At 71.2% G+C, this 15,256-nt stretch carries 13 protein-coding genes and 1 pseudogene; 7 read left to right on the top strand and 7 right to left on the bottom strand.

Translation table 11 applies throughout. The features are described from left to right. Both M3C17_RS17475 and M3C17_RS17470 read right to left on the bottom strand, forming a co-directional pair. Window positions 1-852: pseudogene (locus M3C17_RS17475) on the bottom strand (hypothetical protein); the annotation flags it as partial. Further along, window positions 828-2,027 (bottom strand): ABC transporter ATP-binding protein, encoded by a 1,200-nt coding sequence (locus M3C17_RS17470; RefSeq protein ID WP_311198453.1) that lies wholly within the window; start codon window positions 2,025-2,027, stop codon window positions 828-830. The pseudogene M3C17_RS17475 and the gene M3C17_RS17470, both read right to left, overlap by 25 nt. A 4-nt stretch (window positions 2,028-2,031) precedes the next feature. On the opposite strand from M3C17_RS17470, the gene M3C17_RS17465 reads away from it, so the two are divergent. The 5 genes from M3C17_RS17465 to M3C17_RS17445 all read left to right on the top strand — a co-directional run bounded on the left by M3C17_RS17465 (window position 2,032) and on the right by M3C17_RS17445 (window position 7,073). Then, complete coding sequence (locus tag M3C17_RS17465) at window positions 2,032-3,201, top strand: hypothetical protein (RefSeq protein WP_259979260.1); 1,170 nt, start codon at window positions 2,032-2,034, stop codon at window positions 3,199-3,201. 190 nt (window positions 3,202-3,391) lie between these two features. Then, entirely contained in the window at window positions 3,392-4,084 is a 693-nt protein-coding gene (locus M3C17_RS17460; RefSeq protein WP_259979259.1) for an NTP transferase domain-containing protein, read from the top strand. 80 nt (window positions 4,085-4,164) lie between these two features. Continuing rightward, window positions 4,165-5,157 (top strand): hypothetical protein, encoded by a 993-nt coding sequence (locus tag M3C17_RS17455; RefSeq protein WP_259979257.1) that lies wholly within the window; start codon window positions 4,165-4,167, stop codon window positions 5,155-5,157. Between the two features lie 90 nt (window positions 5,158-5,247). Then, window positions 5,248-6,837 (top strand): acyl-CoA carboxylase subunit beta, encoded by a 1,590-nt coding sequence (locus M3C17_RS17450; protein ID WP_396820458.1) that lies wholly within the window; start codon window positions 5,248-5,250, stop codon window positions 6,835-6,837. Beyond that, a complete protein-coding gene (locus M3C17_RS17445; protein ID WP_259979255.1) occupies window positions 6,834-7,073 on the top strand; it encodes an acyl-CoA carboxylase subunit epsilon in 240 nt (79 codons plus the stop codon). Before M3C17_RS17450 ends, M3C17_RS17445 begins: the two co-directional genes overlap by 4 nt. 15 nt (window positions 7,074-7,088) lie before the next feature. Here M3C17_RS17445 and M3C17_RS17440 read toward each other — a convergent pair whose 3' ends face one another. From M3C17_RS17440 to M3C17_RS17420, 5 genes are all read right to left on the bottom strand, one after another. Then, the gene (locus M3C17_RS17440; RefSeq protein ID WP_259979265.1) at window positions 7,089-8,288 is read right to left on the bottom strand and encodes an ROK family transcriptional regulator; all 1,200 of its coding nucleotides are present in this window, start codon (window positions 8,286-8,288) and stop codon (window positions 7,089-7,091) included. 246 nt (window positions 8,289-8,534) lie between these two features. Continuing rightward, on the bottom strand, window positions 8,535-9,557 hold the full coding sequence (locus tag M3C17_RS17435) for a hypothetical protein (RefSeq protein ID WP_259979253.1): 1,023 nt from the start codon (window positions 9,555-9,557) through the stop codon (window positions 8,535-8,537). Then, complete coding sequence (locus M3C17_RS17430; protein ID WP_259979251.1) at window positions 9,554-10,789, bottom strand: ATP-binding protein; 1,236 nt, start codon at window positions 10,787-10,789, stop codon at window positions 9,554-9,556. Before M3C17_RS17430 ends, M3C17_RS17435 begins: the two co-directional genes overlap by 4 nt. Then, window positions 10,779-11,438: a response regulator transcription factor gene (locus M3C17_RS17425; RefSeq protein ID WP_259979250.1), complete on the bottom strand. Its 660-nt coding sequence runs from the start codon at window positions 11,436-11,438 to the stop codon at window positions 10,779-10,781. The genes M3C17_RS17430 and M3C17_RS17425 overlap by 11 nt, the downstream gene beginning before the upstream one ends. A 41-nt stretch (window positions 11,439-11,479) precedes the next feature. Beyond that, window positions 11,480-12,724, bottom strand: coding sequence for a class I SAM-dependent RNA methyltransferase (locus tag M3C17_RS17420; protein WP_259979248.1), 1,245 nt, complete (start codon window positions 12,722-12,724; stop codon window positions 11,480-11,482). Window positions 12,725-12,747: 23 nt separating this feature from the next. Between M3C17_RS17420 and M3C17_RS17415 the strand changes: the two genes are divergently transcribed. Together M3C17_RS17415 and M3C17_RS17410 are read left to right on the top strand one after the other, a co-directional pair. Beyond that, the gene (locus tag M3C17_RS17415) at window positions 12,748-13,386 is read left to right on the top strand and encodes a nucleoside triphosphate pyrophosphatase (RefSeq protein WP_259979262.1); all 639 of its coding nucleotides are present in this window, start codon (window positions 12,748-12,750) and stop codon (window positions 13,384-13,386) included. 78 nt (window positions 13,387-13,464) lie between these two features. Further along, a complete protein-coding gene (locus tag M3C17_RS17410) occupies window positions 13,465-15,231 on the top strand; it encodes a biotin carboxylase N-terminal domain-containing protein (protein WP_259979247.1) in 1,767 nt (588 codons plus the stop codon). Window positions 15,232-15,256 lie beyond the last annotated feature (25 nt).

Below are 15,256 nucleotides of genomic sequence, written 5' to 3'. Positions count from 1 at the left end.
CCCGAACGCGTTGGACGGCAGCAGTCCGAACCAGCCGAGGCCCGACCGCTCGCGCGCGGCGACCGGGCGTTCGGTCGTCGTAAGCAGGTGCCGCACGAACCACGACCACAGCGCCCACAGTCCGGCGAGCGTGACGACCGCGATCGCGCCGCTGATCCACGCCTGTCCGGTCTCTCCCTCCGCCGCGGCGAACAGTGCAGCGGGCGAGGCGGCCAGCGGCGTGAAGCCGATCACGGTCGTGAGGGCGGCGAGCGAGGCGGGAACCTCCCCGTCCCAGCGCAGCGATCCGAGGAAGACCGCGACGGGGAAGGCGATCACGATCAGCGCGAGCGCGAACAGCGCGGTGAGCTCGCGGGAGCGTCGCTCCGGAAGGAGCGCCGCGTTGAGCGCCATGCCCACCCGTGAGATGAGCACGGTCGTGACGAGGCCGATCAGAGACAGGAGCACGGCGAGCACCCAGGGCGTGCCGGCCCCGATCGCGACGATGCACACGCTGATGTACACCGCCAGCAGCGCGAAGCTGGGCACGCTGACCAGAGCGGCGACGGCGAGCACCCACGGCATGCGGCGCTCGTCGACGCCGAATACGGCGAATCGGCGCGGGTCGAGCTGGTCGACGGCCCCCACCAGCAGCGGGCCGACCAGGAAGCCGAGCAGCACCGCACCGCCGCCGAGCACGGTCACGGCCCGGGCGACCGGTGCCGGCGCGCCGTTGAGGCTGAACACGGCGATGCAGACGACGACGGTGATCGCGAGGACCGCGGCGAACGAGAGGATCGTCCGGAGCCGACGCTCGCCACGGAGGGAGCCGAGGAGGAGTGCGAACCTCAGTCGGAGAACGTGTGCAGCCACTCGAGCCCCTCCACCTCGCTGCTCGAACCGGCGAGCTCCACGAAGCGCGACTCCAGGGTCTGCCCCGCGCGCACCTCGTCGATCGTGCCCTCGGCGAGCACTTCGCCGTTCACGATGATCGCCACGCGCGAGCACACCCGCTCCACCAGGTCCATGCCGTGGCTGGACAGGATCACCGTGCCGCCGTGCGACACGTAGGCACGGAGGATGTCGAGGATCACCGCCGACGACACCGGATCGACGGACTCGAATGGCTCGTCGAGGACCAGCACGCGCGGCGAGTGGATCATGGCGCCGGCGAGCATGATCTTCTTCGTCATGCCGGCGGAGTAGTCGGAGACCACGCGGTTCAGCGCGTCTCCCAGGTCGAAGGCGCGAGCGAGATCCGCTGCGCGCTTCTCGATCACGTCGGCGGCGAGCCCCCGCAGGAGCCCGTAGTAGTAGAGGAGCTGTCGTCCGGTCAGCCGGTCGAACGTGCGCAGCCGATCGGGCAGCACGCCCATCACGCGCTTGGCTGCGAGAGGCTCCGCAGCCTGGTCGATGCCGCAGATGAGGACGCTCCCCTCGTCCGCGCGCAGCAGTCCGGCGACGATCGAGAGCGTGGTGGTCTTGCCTGCCCCGTTGGGCCCGACGATGCCATAGAACGATGCGGCAGGGACGGTGAGGTCGACACCGTCCACCGCCCGGTTGTCGCCGAACTGCTTGACCAGACCACGGATGCGGATGGCTTCGGTGCCCGGCTCCGCCGCGGCGGACTCCTCGCCGCTCGACGGCGGCTCCACTTCCGTCTCCGGGTCGATCACGACCACCGCGGGCTCGGCGGGGACCGCCTCCGCCTCGAGAACCGGCTCGACGGGATCGGCAGCCGCGGGGGCGACCGCCTCCTGTGCCACCCCGGCCGGTGCGGCATCGCTCTCCGGAGCAGCACCCGCCTCTTCCTCCGGAGCCTCGACCGTATGTGCATCCTCAGCCCGGGCCGCGATCGCGGTCGCAGCATCGGCGTGCACGGGCGGGGTCGCGTCGGGGGCCTCAACGACGCCGGCGTCGGCAGCTGCTGTCGCCGGCGCATCCGCATCGGCATCCGCGACGACGGTCGCAGTGGCCGTCTCGCCGGGCGCCGGCGGCGCCGCGGCCTCGACCTCCGCGGGGTCTGCGGCCGCAGCGGAGTCGCCCATTGACGTGTCGTCCGTGGAAGGCGCGGCGACGGCGCTCTCGCCGGACGCCACGGCGTCCGCGGGCGCCGCGACCGTCAGCTCGGCCTCTGCCGCCTCCGCCTCTGCCGCCGCCCTCTTCGCCGCCGCCTCTGCCGCCGCCTTCTTCGCCGCAGCCGCCTTCGCCGAGACGGTCTTGGCGGCGGTGGAGCGCGCAGTGCTCTTCGCGGCGGCGGACTTGGCCGCGGCCGCCTTGGCAGCCGCCGTCTTGGTCGCTGCCGCCCGCGAGGCGGTGGTCGATCCCGAAGCCGCGGAGTTCTTGGACGCCGCCGCACGCGCCGTGGCTGACCGCGCGGAGGAAGACCGTGCAGGCGACGACGAGCGCGCCGCGGTGTTCTTCGCGGCAGCCGCGCGTGCAGTCGCGGCGTCGACGCTCGCCTTCGCGGTGGGCTCGACGACGACCTCGAGCGTGGCGGCGGCCTTCTCTGCCGCGGACTTCGCCGGAACCGAACGTGATGTCGCAGCGCTCGATCGGACGGATCCGCTCGTAGAGGTCTCAGCCTCCGACGACGACGCGACGGACTGCGTCGCCGTTCGCCTGGCCGTGGTCTTCGTCGGGGTGGTCTTCGCCGGAGTCGCCTTCGAGGCGGCGGTCTTCCCCGCGGTCGCCTTCGTGGACGCGGTCTTCGCCGCCGTCGCCTTCGAGGCCGCGGTCTTCCCCGCGGTCGCCTTCGTGGGCGCGGTCTTCGAGGCCGCGGTCTTCCCCGCCGTCGTCTTCGGCGCCGTGGCCTTCGCTGCGGCGACTCGCGCGGTGGACTTCGTCGCAGCGCCCTTCGACGCAGTGCTCGCTGCCCGGGCGGCGTCCCCGGTCTGCTCTCCCGTGCTCGTCCTCGTCACCTTCGTCTCGGCCGACGAGGTCGGCGTCGACGCGTCCTCGGCAGCGGCGGCCTTCGAGGCTGCCGGCTTCTTCCTCGGGGCTGCGGTCTTCTTCGCGGTGGCGGGCGTCTCCGCGGTCGCGGGCTTCTTCGCGGCGGGCTTCTCGGCTGCGGCAGGCCTCGGCGCACGCTTCGCCGCAGGCGTCGCGGCCGGGATCTCGTTCTCGTCCACCTGGGCGGTGCGGTCGTCAGGGGAGGCAGTCACCGTCCTACGGTATCAATGGGTGGCGGCGAACCAAGGCCCGACGTCACAATCCAGGTGAGGACACCCTTTCTCCACCGAACGCAAGGGGGTTGTCGAGCCTGTGCGTTGCGTGTGTACTCGGTCACGAAATGGCAACGGGGTCCTCCTGGCCCCGGGCTTCTCAGGGGGAATCGCTAGCATGATTCCCGGCACGACGAAGTGTCTGGTCGGTGAACCGACCGTGAACACAACTTCCTTTAGGAGCACTCGTGACTCTTCAGACCGTCATTCTCGCAGCCGGCATGGGCTCTCGCCTCGGCCGCGCTCTGCCGAAGCCGCTCACCGAGCTCAGCGACGGCCGCACGATCATGCGCCAGCAGCACGACAACATCCGGGCCGCCTTCGGCTCCGACGCGCGCATCACCACGGTGGTGGGCTACCGCGCCGAGACCATCATCGAGGCCTTCCCCACCGTCAACTACGTGCACAACGACCGTTACGACGAGACCAACACCTCCAAGAGCCTGCTGCGCGCTCTCGGCGCGACCGGTCGCAGCGGCGTGCTGTGGATGAACGGCGACGTCGTCTTCGACCCGATGATCCTCGGCCGCGCCGTCGAGTACATCGAGCGCGACCAGTCGTTCGTGACCGTCAACACCGCCAAGGTCAGCGACGAGGAGGTGAAGTACACCGTCACCGCGGAGGGCTTCATCAACGAGCTGTCGAAGACGGTGAAGGGCGGGCTGGGCGAAGCCGTCGGCATCAACTACATCTCCTCGCGCTATAAGAAGGCGTTCATGCGCCAGCTGCAGCGGGTCGAGGACCAGGACTACTTCGAGCGCGGTCTCGAGCTGGCCATCGCGGAAGACGGCCTGCTGCTCGAGCCGATGGACGTGTCCGACCTGTACGCCGTGGAGGTCGACTTCGCGGAAGACCTCGAGCGGGCGAACCTGTTCGTATGAGCTGATCTCACGAGAGCCTCGCCCTGTCAAGGGGGCGGGGCTCTCGGTGTTTTCGCGGACGGAATTCGTAGGATCGGCTCATGGCCCCCAAGGTGCACAAGATCCATTCGCTCCCGGACGACGCCCCGTGGGACAAGGCCGTGCCGCCCGTCGGTTCGCCCGAGCACCCGATGATGGTGCGTGGGCTGGATCGCGTGCTGTCGATCCAGCGCCCCCTCGTGCTCGCGCACATCCGCAGCATCCGCCTCCGGAATCCGCACGCGACCCCGGCAGAGATCGTCCGCATCCTCGAGCGTCGCTACCTGGCGGCCGTGACCGCGGGCGGTGCCGCCGTCGGCGCCACCGCCGTTGTCCCCGGGATCGGTACCGGAGTCACGCTGGCGCTGTCCGGGGTGGAGACGGTGGGCTTCGTGGAATCCACGGCCCTGTTCGCGCAGTCGGTCGCCGAGGTCCACGGCATCGCGGTGGCGAACCCGGATCGCGCGCGAGCGCTCGTGATGACGCTCATGCTGGGCAAGGAGGGCGTGGATCTCGTCAGCCAGCTGGCGGGTCAGCTCGGCGGGCGCGGGGGCAGCCGCTCGGCGTACTGGGGTGAGATGGTGACGAAGTCCCTCCCCCGCGCCGCGGTGGGCCCGCTGGTGGATCAGCTCAAGGGCATGTTCATGAAGCAGTTCGCGGCCAAGGGGGGCGCCTCGTTCCTCGGCAAGGCGATGCCCTTCGGCATCGGGGCCGCGATCGGCGGTGCGGGCAACCACCTCCTCGGCAGACGAGTCCTCACGACCTCGCACCGCGCGTTCGGGGCGGCACCCCTGGACCTCCCCGCAGAGCTCGAGCCGGTCGCGGGTGCGGAGAAGCTGGAGCTCAAGATGCTGCGGGGAGCGAAGTACGCCGGCAACGCGGTCGCCGGAGCCGCCGGAACGGTCGCGCGCGGTGCCGGGTGGGTGGGGCATCGCGTCGGCGAGCTCACGACACGGCGGCGGTCCCGGAGCGAGGCGGAGCTCGACGAGGGCCCGGCCGCCTCCGGTGACCACGACCTGCCGTCGAACCCCGGTGCGGGCTCGACCGAGCACTGACGCCGAGGAGAGGACCGCGCCAAAGGATCGGGCGGGCCGTTGTGCCGAGCATCCAACGGAGCGGGCGAACGCGGCGCTAGGGTGGAATCCGTGACGGACAAGCCCGACCTCTTTACCACCGCCGGCAAGATCGCGGACCTCCGCGCCCGCTACACCGAGGCCGTCGTCGACGCCGAGGCGAAGGCGAAGGAGAAGCAGCACGCGAAGGGCAAGATGACCGCCCGCGAGCGCATCGAGCTCCTCGTCGACCCGGGAAGCTTCGTCGAGTTCGACGAGTACGTGCGCCACCGCACGACCGCGTTCGGCATGGATCGCTCGCGCCCCTACGGCGACTCGGTCGTGACCGGGGTGGGCACCATCCACGGCCGCACCGTCGCGGTGTACTCGCAGGACTTCTCGACCTTCGGCGGCTCACTGGGCGAGGTCGCCGGCGAGAAGATCGTCAAGATCATGGAGTACGCGCTCACCGGGGGCATGCCGTGCATCGGCATCCTCGACTCCGGCGGCGCGCGCATCCAGGAGGGTGTGGTCGCCCTCGGAAAGTACGGCGAGATCTTCCGCCTGAACACGCGGGCGTCCGGCGTCATCCCGCAGATCTCGATCATCATGGGTCCCGCCGCGGGCGGCGCCGTCTACTCCCCCGCGCTCACCGACTTCGTGATCATGGTCGACAAGACCAGCCAGATGTTCGTGACCGGTCCCGACGTCATCAAGACCGTGACCGGCGAAGACGTCGGCATGGAGGAGCTCGGCGGCGCCTACACGCACAACACCCGGTCCGGCGTGGCACACTACCTCGCCGAGGACGAGGACGATGCGATCGACTACGCCCGTACGCTGCTCGGCTTCCTTCCGGACAACAACATGGCCGAGCTGCCGTCGTACGAGAGCGCATTCGAGTTCGAGACGACCGACGCCGACCGCACGCTGAACACGATCGTCCCGGACTCGCCGAACCAGCCCTATGACATCCACACGGTGATCGAGCACGTCGTCGACGACGGCGACTTCCTCGAGGTGCAGCCGCTGTTCGCGCCCAACATCGTGATCGGATTCGGCCGCGTCGAAGGCCGATCGGTGGGCATCATCGCCAATCAGCCCTCGCAGATGGCGGGAACGCTCAACATCGAGGCGGGTGAGAAGGCGAGCCGTTTCGTGCGGTTCTGCGACGCGTTCTCGATCCCGATCGTCACCCTCGTCGACGTCCCCGGCTACCTTCCCGGCACCGACCAGGAGTGGACCGGCGTCATCCGCCGCGGCGCGAAACTGCTCTACGCCTACGCGGAGGCGACCGTGCCGCTCGTCACGGTGATCCTGCGCAAGGCCTATGGCGGCGCCTACATCGTCATGGGGTCCAAGCAGCTCGGCGCGGACGTCAATCTCGCATGGCCCACCGCGGAGATCGCGGTCATGGGCGGTCAGGGCGCGGTGAACATCCTCTACCGCGGCGAGATCAAGAAGGCGGAGGAGGCCGGCGAGGACGTCGCCGCCGTCCGCACCCGCCTGGCGAACGAGTACACGTACAACGTCGCCTCCCCCTTCCTCGCCGCCGAGCGCGGCGAGCTGGACGGCATCATCGAGCCGGCCAACACGCGGGTGGCGATCGCCAAGGCGCTGCGATCGCTCCGCGGCAAGCGGGCAGAGCTGCCGCCCAAGAAGCACGGGAACATCCCGCTGTGACCGGCCAGGGCCCGACAGACGACGCCGTGCCCGCGGTGCCGATGCTGGAGATCACCCGCGGCAGCGCCACCGAGGAGGAGCTCGCGGCGCTGATCGCCGTGATCGGCGCCGCCTACGCCACCGAGCAGGCCGAGGCCACGGTCGACGAGCCGCGCGTGTCGGCCTGGGAGCGCACGCAGCGCCCCCTCCGCCGTCCGCTGCGCCGCGACATCCCGTGGGGACGATTCGCGGGCTGAACCGCTTCCGCTCGTTCAGTCGCCGAGAAGCAGATCCGAGGCGCGCGGGGCGAGCATCGAGTCGAGCACCGCGCAGCCGGCTCCGACCGCGCCCACGTCGTCGCCGACCACCGTGCCGTCGACGGGCAGTGAACGAAATGCCCTGGTGGCGCTCGACTGTTCGAGCAGCGGCGGGATCTCGGCGAGATAGACGTCGGCCAGTCGCGCCCACGAGGGTCCGCCGAACACGACCCTGTCGACATCCAGCAGGTCGGTCAGGACACGGGTCAGCGTGGCCACGGGTTCGGCGGAGCCCCGCAGCACGCTGAGTGCGGCAGCGTCCCCCGCCGCGGCCTGCGCGCTCAACGCCGTGAGCCGGGCGTCGACCTCCTCCACGTCCGCGTTCGCTCTGTCCGGTGCGAACAGGCCCAGTCGTTCCGCCTCGGCGACGATCGCGAGCGGCGTGCAGACCACGTCGACGCAGCCGCGCAACCCGCAGGGGCAGCGCGGTCCGTCCGGATCCACCACGATGTGACCGATCTCCCCGACGTTGTGCGTGCTGCCGCGGACCGCCTCGCCGTCGCGCACGATGGCGGCGCCGATGCCCGTGCCCAGGTACAGGAACACGAAGGAGTCGTCGACAGGGCCGCGGCCGGTCCACAGCTCGCCGACGGCGGCGGCCGTCGTATCCTTCTCCAGCAGCACCGGCAGTGCCGTCGCCTGCGAGAGCTCGGCGCGCAGCTCGACACCATGCCAACCCGGGAGCTTCGGCGGATCCATCACGGTCCCCCGCTCGGCGTCCAAGGGGCCCGGCGCCGCCACCCCGACGCCGACGATGCGCGCCCTGTCCACTCCCGAATCCGCAACGAGCTCCTCGATGCGCTCCGCCATCGCGGTGAGGATCCGGGAGGGGTCCGGCGACGGCGTCGCCACCCTGGACCGGCGCACGACCTCCCCGGCGAGATCCAGCAGCACGAACGTCATGACGGCCGGATCCAGGTGCACGCCGACGGCGAACCGGCTCTCCTCAACCAGCCTCAGCGTGACCCTGGGCTTGCCGGGACCCGTGATGGTGCGCCCGGCCTCCCGGATCAGGCCGTCGTCGAGCAGTCGGCGCGTGATGTTCGTCACGGTCTGCGCGGAGAGCCCTGTCACCTCCGCGAGCTCGATGCGGCTGAGACCGTCACCCGCGTGTCGCACGGCCTCCAGGATGACGGACTGATTGAAGTCGCCCATCCGGGGCAGGTTGGTTCCGCGTCGCATTGCCATGGTCCGATCCTCCTCCTCGAGCCCGGTCGTCCGTGTCCCCCAAAATACCTACAGACAACCCTTTCGCGACCCCGCAGACTGAAGGGGACGCTTCGCGTTCGGCTGGTCTCTCTGTCCCAGGGTAGACAGACGCTGATCGGCCACCAGCGGACGGTTTTCGGGTAACTGTCCGCACGGCGAGGGGCAGGCGGATTCGCCGCCCCTCGCCCACTCTCAGCTCTCGCGGGTGCGCTTCTCCGCGACCGGCTCCCGGGTGATCTCGTGCCAGAGGTCGACGGCATCCTCATCGGAGGATCGCAGTCCTGCGCGTCCCACGACAGTGACGGCCACGATCGGATCGCGGCCGGACCGGATGATGATGCGGCCGTCGCCTGCACTCGTCAGCACCGCGGCCAGCTCGTCGCGGATCTCCATGCGCCGCGACTCGCCGACGCCGTCCAGACCGCCCTCGTCGAACACCGTCACGGAGGCGCCACGCCGACGTGCGGCCTCGATCGCGTTGCGCACATCGTCGTTGAGCAGCTCGGCGCCGCGCAGCTCGTCACGCAGGCGCCCCTCCGCCAGCCGGGCCTCCAGCCGCTCCTCCTCATCGAGCACGCCGCGCGTCGCGACGACCCGGCTCAGCACCGGCCCCGCGACCGCCAGGGCGAACTGCGTGCGCAGGCGCCGTTCCCGTTGGCGGACACGCTGCGTCGCGTGCCAGGCCGACACCGCCTGCTGGATCTCCGCGAGGCGCTCCGTGTCCCGGACCGCACGGTCCCAGAACATGACCAGCAGCTGCGCGACGACGACCCACATGATCGAGCCGACGACACCCAGGTTCAATGCGACGACGATGCCCAGGGCGACCGACGCCGAGGCGACGAGCACCGCCAGCGCCGCCCAGCCGATCAGAGGGCGACGCCGCACGACGCACACGACCGCCAGCAGACCGAGAGCCCCGATGTACCAGGTGGCGAACGGCGCCGTGCGATCGGACGGGGCGAGGGACAGTGTGACGAGGGCGGGGACGACGGCGCTGGTCGCCAGCGCGAGAAGCGCTGTCCAGAGCGGCATGCGCACGGTGGACGGGTGGCCGAGGATCGCGAGGTTCACGACCGCGAGGTAGAGCGCGATCGCCAGCACCATGAGCAGCGGGGCCGTCGGCTGTTCGATCCACCACACGCCCCGCGCGACGAAGTAGAGGGCGAAGCCGACGGCCAGTGACGTGGCGACGCTGCGGACCGTCCGGTTCACGACCGCTCCCATCCGAGCGTCACCGTCGTCCCCTGCGCGGTCGACGAGATGCTCGCGGTGCCGGCCACACCCGCCATCCTGGCGAGGATGGATGCGCGGATCCCCAGCCGGTCCGGGCCGATCGCATCGACGTCGAACCCGGGGCCGGCGTCGGAGATCGTCACGGCGATGCCCTCATCCCCGTGTCCCTCTGCGACGATGTGCAGCCCGCGGCCGTGCGCATGCGTCACCGCATTGCCGATCGCCTGGCGCGCCGCGAGCACCAGGGCCCTCGCGGCCCGACCGGGGATCAGCCCGATACCGCCGCGCTCCTCCACGATCGCGTCCGCGCCCAGCTCGGACAGCGCCCTCCGCAGCTCGACGACCACCTGGGCCGTGCCCACGGGCTCATCGCTGCCTTCCTCGGCGACGGCGGCCTCCGTGTTCGCGAGCCGGGTGAGCGCCTCGCGGGCCATGGCGACCGCCAGCTCGCGCGCGCGCTCGCCCTCGGCCCGCTCTGCCGCGATGAGGGCCGCGAGCACGCTGTCGTGCATCAACGCCGACATCGCCACCCGCTCCTCCTCGGCCGCCGCCACCGCCGCCGCCGTGGCGTACGAGGACACCGCCCGCCCTCGCGCCTCGTCCACACCCGCGGCGACAGACCGGAACATCCACCCGAGGGACACGATCACCACACCGAGGATGAGCGTGAACGACACGTCGAACGCGGTGGTGACCCAGAACTCCCGGGAGAACCCGCCCTGTACGAGCCGGACGTAGCCGTACACGAACGGCACACCCACCGCCCATGCGAACTGGAGGCGCAGCGGGAACGCCAGCATCGCCGCGACCACGCCCACGTTGACCAGGAAGAAGATCCACGGCTGCTCCCCCGCGGCCTTGTCCATCGGATCGACGACCACGGGCCAGACGGCGAGCGCGAGCACGTAGACGACGGCGAACACGCCGGAGGCGGCACGCACCCCGCGCCCGGACAGACACGCGACCAGCATCACCGCGAGCGGCACGAACACGACCACGAGCATCGCGATGTGCGGCACGTCCGCCCGCGACAGGGTGCCGACCGCCGCGATCAGCGCCTGCGCACCGAGCACGGCGGATCCCAGCGCCACCACGATCGCGAGGATGCGCTCCATGCGCTTGCCCGTGAAGCGCTCGAATCCGCTCTCCACGCTCCCCGGCGACGGGATCTTGCTCCAGGCGTCACGGACGCTGAGCGGCTCAGCGGGCACTCGGCGCCCCGTCCGCGCCGACGATCCCGTCCTCCATCGCGCGGCGGAGCAGATCGACCTTGGTCGGCGCGGGACGCCCGACCTCCACGTACTTGACGCGGATCCTGGTGATGTTCTCCTTGGCGGTGGAATAGGCGACGCCCAGGCGCTCGGCCACCGCCTTCAGCGGGAGTCCCGTCGCGTACAGGCGGAGCACCTCGCGCTCCCTCGTCGACAGCTGCGCATCGGCGAACGCGCGGTCCCCTTCCACCGCGCTGGCCCATTCGACGTTGTTGAGCGCCTCGCCCTGCGCCACCGTGCGGATCGCGTCGAGAACGTCGTCCAGGGCCGAGGACTTGCTGACAACCCCCGCCGCGCCGGCGGCCAGGGCCTCGCGCACCGCGGCGGGACGATCGGCCACACTGTGGATCACGACGCTCGCGCCGTCCGCCACGAGGGAGGTGACGTTCTCGGTGACCGTGGTGCCGTCGCCGAGCGTGAGGTCGAGGACGACCACATCGGCCGGCGGCGACGACGAGGAGGCACGCCAGGCCAGATAGCAGCCGACGGTGCTGCCGGAGAAGACCACGCTCTGGCCGTCGCGCGCGCAGGCGGCCTCGAGGCCGAGCCGGACGGACTCGTGGTCGTCGATGAGGGCGACGGTGCTCATGCCGACAGCCTAGTTTGTCGGCGCAGCGGCACCGCCGACGTTCACCGGGTGAGAAGCGCGACGACCTCGAAGTGGTGCGAGTGCGGGAACAGGTCGAACCCGCGGAGCGTGCGCACCTGCCAGCCGAGGCCCCGGAATGTGCCGAGATCGCGGGCGAGGGCCACAGGGTCGCAGGCGACGTAGGCGATCGCCTCGGGACTCAGCGCATGCACGCCCTCGACGACGGTGCGACCGGCCCCGGCGCGCGGGGGATCCAGCACCACGGCGCCGGTCCTCCCGGAGCTCGTGGCACCCTGCAGGAACCGGTCCACGCGTGCCGTCACCGCGGTCACCTCGAGCGGGGCGAGGTTCGTCCTGGCGTGCTCCGTCGCCCTCCTGCTCGACTCGACGGTGACCACGTCGGTGCCGCCCAGGTCGGCCAGGGTGCGGGCGAAGAGCCCGACTCCCCCGTAGAGGTCGTAGTGCGTCGCCTCGGGCTCCACGTGGCCGTCCAGCAGCCCGTAGACGGCGCCGTCGAGCACAGCGGCCGCTCGCGGGTGCACCTGCCAGAAGCCGCCGGCGTCCACCACGAACGTGCGGTCGCCCACCCGCTCGCGCACGACCTCCGGAGCCGGACGCCGACCCATCCCGCGCGGGCCGCGCCGGTCCGCATCGGGATGCCGCAGGATTCGAACCTCGCCGTCCTCCGGCTCCACGAGCTCCACGCGGCCGGGCTCCCCGCTGCGGAGCGCGAGAGCGGCTTCGGCCACGGCGGGGCGCGCGAGCGGATGGGACCGGACGGGGATCACCCGGTGGCTGCGCGCGGCGAACGGGCCGACCGCGCCGCTGTCGTCCACGTGCAGGGTCACCCTGGTGCGCCAGCCGAGGCCGTCCCCCGACTCGACAGCCTCGATCTCCGGCGCCTCCAGCCCCTCCCCGGCGAACCGGCCCAGTGCTTCGCTCAGCACCTGGCGCTTCAGTGCGCGCTGGTGGGCGAGGTCGATGTGACCGAGGTCGGCACCGCCCGGTCGTTGCGCCGGGTCGCGCGTGACATCGGCCTCCGGCCAGATGTGCGGCTGCCGATGCGGGGAGGCGTCGAGCACCTCGACCGTGTCGGCGCGCCAGAAGCTGCGGGTGTCGGCGTCGCCCGCACCCTCGGGCGGCGGCAGGAGGCGCGCGCGGACGCGCTCCCCGGGGATCGCGTCGGAGACGAACACCACGCGCCCCTCGTGACGGGCGATGAACGTGCCTCCGTGGGCGATGCCGGTGATGTCGAGTTCGAGCACGTCGGCTGCGGAGGAAGTCATCCTTCGAGGATACGGTGGTGGGCATGCGCGTCTGCCTCGCCTCGACCTCCCCCGCACGCCTGATGCTGCTGCGTCAGGCCGGCATCGAACCGCTCACCGTGTCGCCCGACGTGGATGAGGACGCCGTGGCCGCCGCTGCGGCGTCGGAACGCGGTGCGGACCTCCCACCGGCGGAGCTCGTGCTGCTGCTGGCCAGGGCGAAGGCCGCGGCGGTCGCCGAGCAGCTGACGGCCGAGGGCACGTTCGACGGTCTCGTGATCGGCGGCGACTCGATGTTCGCGCTCGGCGGTCGGGTGTACGGCAAGCCGTACACGGCGGAGGAGGCGACCCGGCGGTGGCAGGAGATGCGCGGCGCGACCGGAGTGCTGCACTCGGGCCACTCCGTGTTCCGCGTGTCGCCGGGAACAGCGCCCGTGGAGGCGACCGCGGTCGCCGAGGCCTCCGTCACGTTCGCCGCGGATGTGGGCGACGACGAGATCGCCGCGTACGTCGGCTCCGGGGAGCCGCTGCACGTTGCCGGCGCGTTCACGGTGGACAGTCTCGGCGGCGCCTTCATCACCCGCGTCGACGGCGATCCCTCCACGGTCGTCGGCATGTCCCTGTCCACGGTGCGCCGGCTCGCCGCCGAACTCGGTGTTCGGTGGACGGATCTGTGGTCGTAGACTCCCCTCCACGTTTTTCCCTGTTTCTTGTCGAGAGTCGTCAAAAGTATCGGGATGCCACTCGCTAGGCTGGCAAGCATGCCTGCAATCGCGAAGGTGCTCGTCGCCAACCGCGGCGAGATCGCCGTCCGCATCGTCCGTGCCGCTCGTGACTCCGGGATCGCCTCGGTCGCCGTCTACGCCGATCAGGACAGGGACGCACTGCACGTCCGCCTGGCCGACGAGGCGTACGCGCTCGGCGGTGCGACCAGCGCAGAGACGTACCTCCAGATCGAGAAGATCCTGTCGGTCGCCCGCCGTGCCGGTGCCGATGCCGTGCACCCCGGCTACGGGTTCCTCGCCGAGAACGCCGAGTTCGCGCGCGCGGTGATCGATGCGGGCATGACCTGGATCGGCCCCTCCCCCGAGGCCATCGAGGCCCTCGGCGACAAGGTCACCGCGCGCCACGTGGCGGAGAAGGTCGGCGCACCGCTCGCCCCCGGCACGCCGGGCCCCGTGTCGGGCGCCGACGAGGTCATCGCGTTCGCGCAGGAGTTCGGCCTGCCCATCGCCATCAAGGCCGCGTACGGCGGCGGTGGCCGTGGTCTCAAGGTCGCCCGTGAGCTCGACGAGGTCGCGGAGCTGTTCGAGTCGGCCACCCGCGAGGCCGTCGCCGCGTTCGGCCGCGGCGAGTGCTTCGTCGAGAAGTACCTCGACAAGCCGCGCCACGTCGAGACGCAGTGCCTGGCGGACGCCGCGGGCAACGTCGTGGTCATCTCGACGCGCGACTGCTCGCTGCAGCGCCGCCACCAGAAGCTCGTGGAGGAGGCGCCGGCGCCCTTCCTCACGCCGGAGCAGAACGAGAAGCTGTACACCGCGTCCAAGGCCATCCTCAAGGAGGTCGGCTACGTGGGAGCAGGCACCTGCGAGTTCCTGATCGGCGCCGACGGCACGGTCTCCTTCCTCGAGGTGAATACGCGCCTGCAGGTGGAGCACCCGGTGTCCGAGGAGGTCACCGGCATCGACCTCGTGCGCGAGCAGTTCCGCATCGCGGCGGGCGGCACGATCGACTACGACGACCCGCAGCCGCAGGGCCACTCGATCGAGTTCCGCATCAACGGCGAGGACCCCGGTCGCGGCTTCCTCCCCCAGCCTGGGCCCATCCACGTGTTCAAGACCTTCGGCGGCCCCGGCATCCGCCTCGACTCCGGAGTCACGGCCGGGGACGCGGTCTCCGGAGCCTTCGACTCGCTCCTGGCGAAGATCATCGTCACCGGCAAGGACCGCGAGGAGGCCCTCGAGCGCGCACGCCGGGCTCTCGACGAGTTCGAGGTCGCGGGGCTCCCCACCGTCATCCCGTTCCACCGCAAGGTGGTGCGCGACCCCGCCTTCACCGCGGAGGACGGCCGGTTCGGCGTCTACACGCGCTGGATCGAGACCGAGTTCGTCAACGACATCCCCGCCTGGGACGGCGAACTGGAAGCGCCGCCCGCCACCGGCGGACGTCACACCGTCGTGGTCGAGGTCGCCGGCAAGCGCCTCGAGGTGAGCCTGCCCGACCGCGTCGCCGCGCCTGCCAGCTCCTCCGGCCGCCCCGCCGTGGTGCCGCCGTCGCGCCGCAGCCACGCGACCACCGTGAACGCCGGCGCCTCCGGCGATGCCGTGAAGTCGCCCATGCAGGCCACCGTCGTCAAGGTCGCGGTCGAGGACGGACAGCAGGTCGTCAAGGGCGACCTGGTCGTGGTGCTCGAGGCGATGAAGATGGAGCAGCCGCTGCAGGCGCACAAGGACGGCGTCGTGGGCAACATCAGTGCCGACGCCGGCGCCACGGTGTCCGCCGGACACCAGCTCCTCACGATCAGCTGAGCGGTCTCCGCACAGCCGAAGGGCG

The organism is Microbacterium sp. p3-SID336, from assembly GCF_025143365.1.
GTDB lineage: Bacteria > Actinomycetota > Actinomycetes > Actinomycetales > Microbacteriaceae > Microbacterium.
The sequence above is the reverse complement of the archived record's forward strand: the minus strand, read 5'-3'. Positions and strand labels throughout refer to the sequence as shown.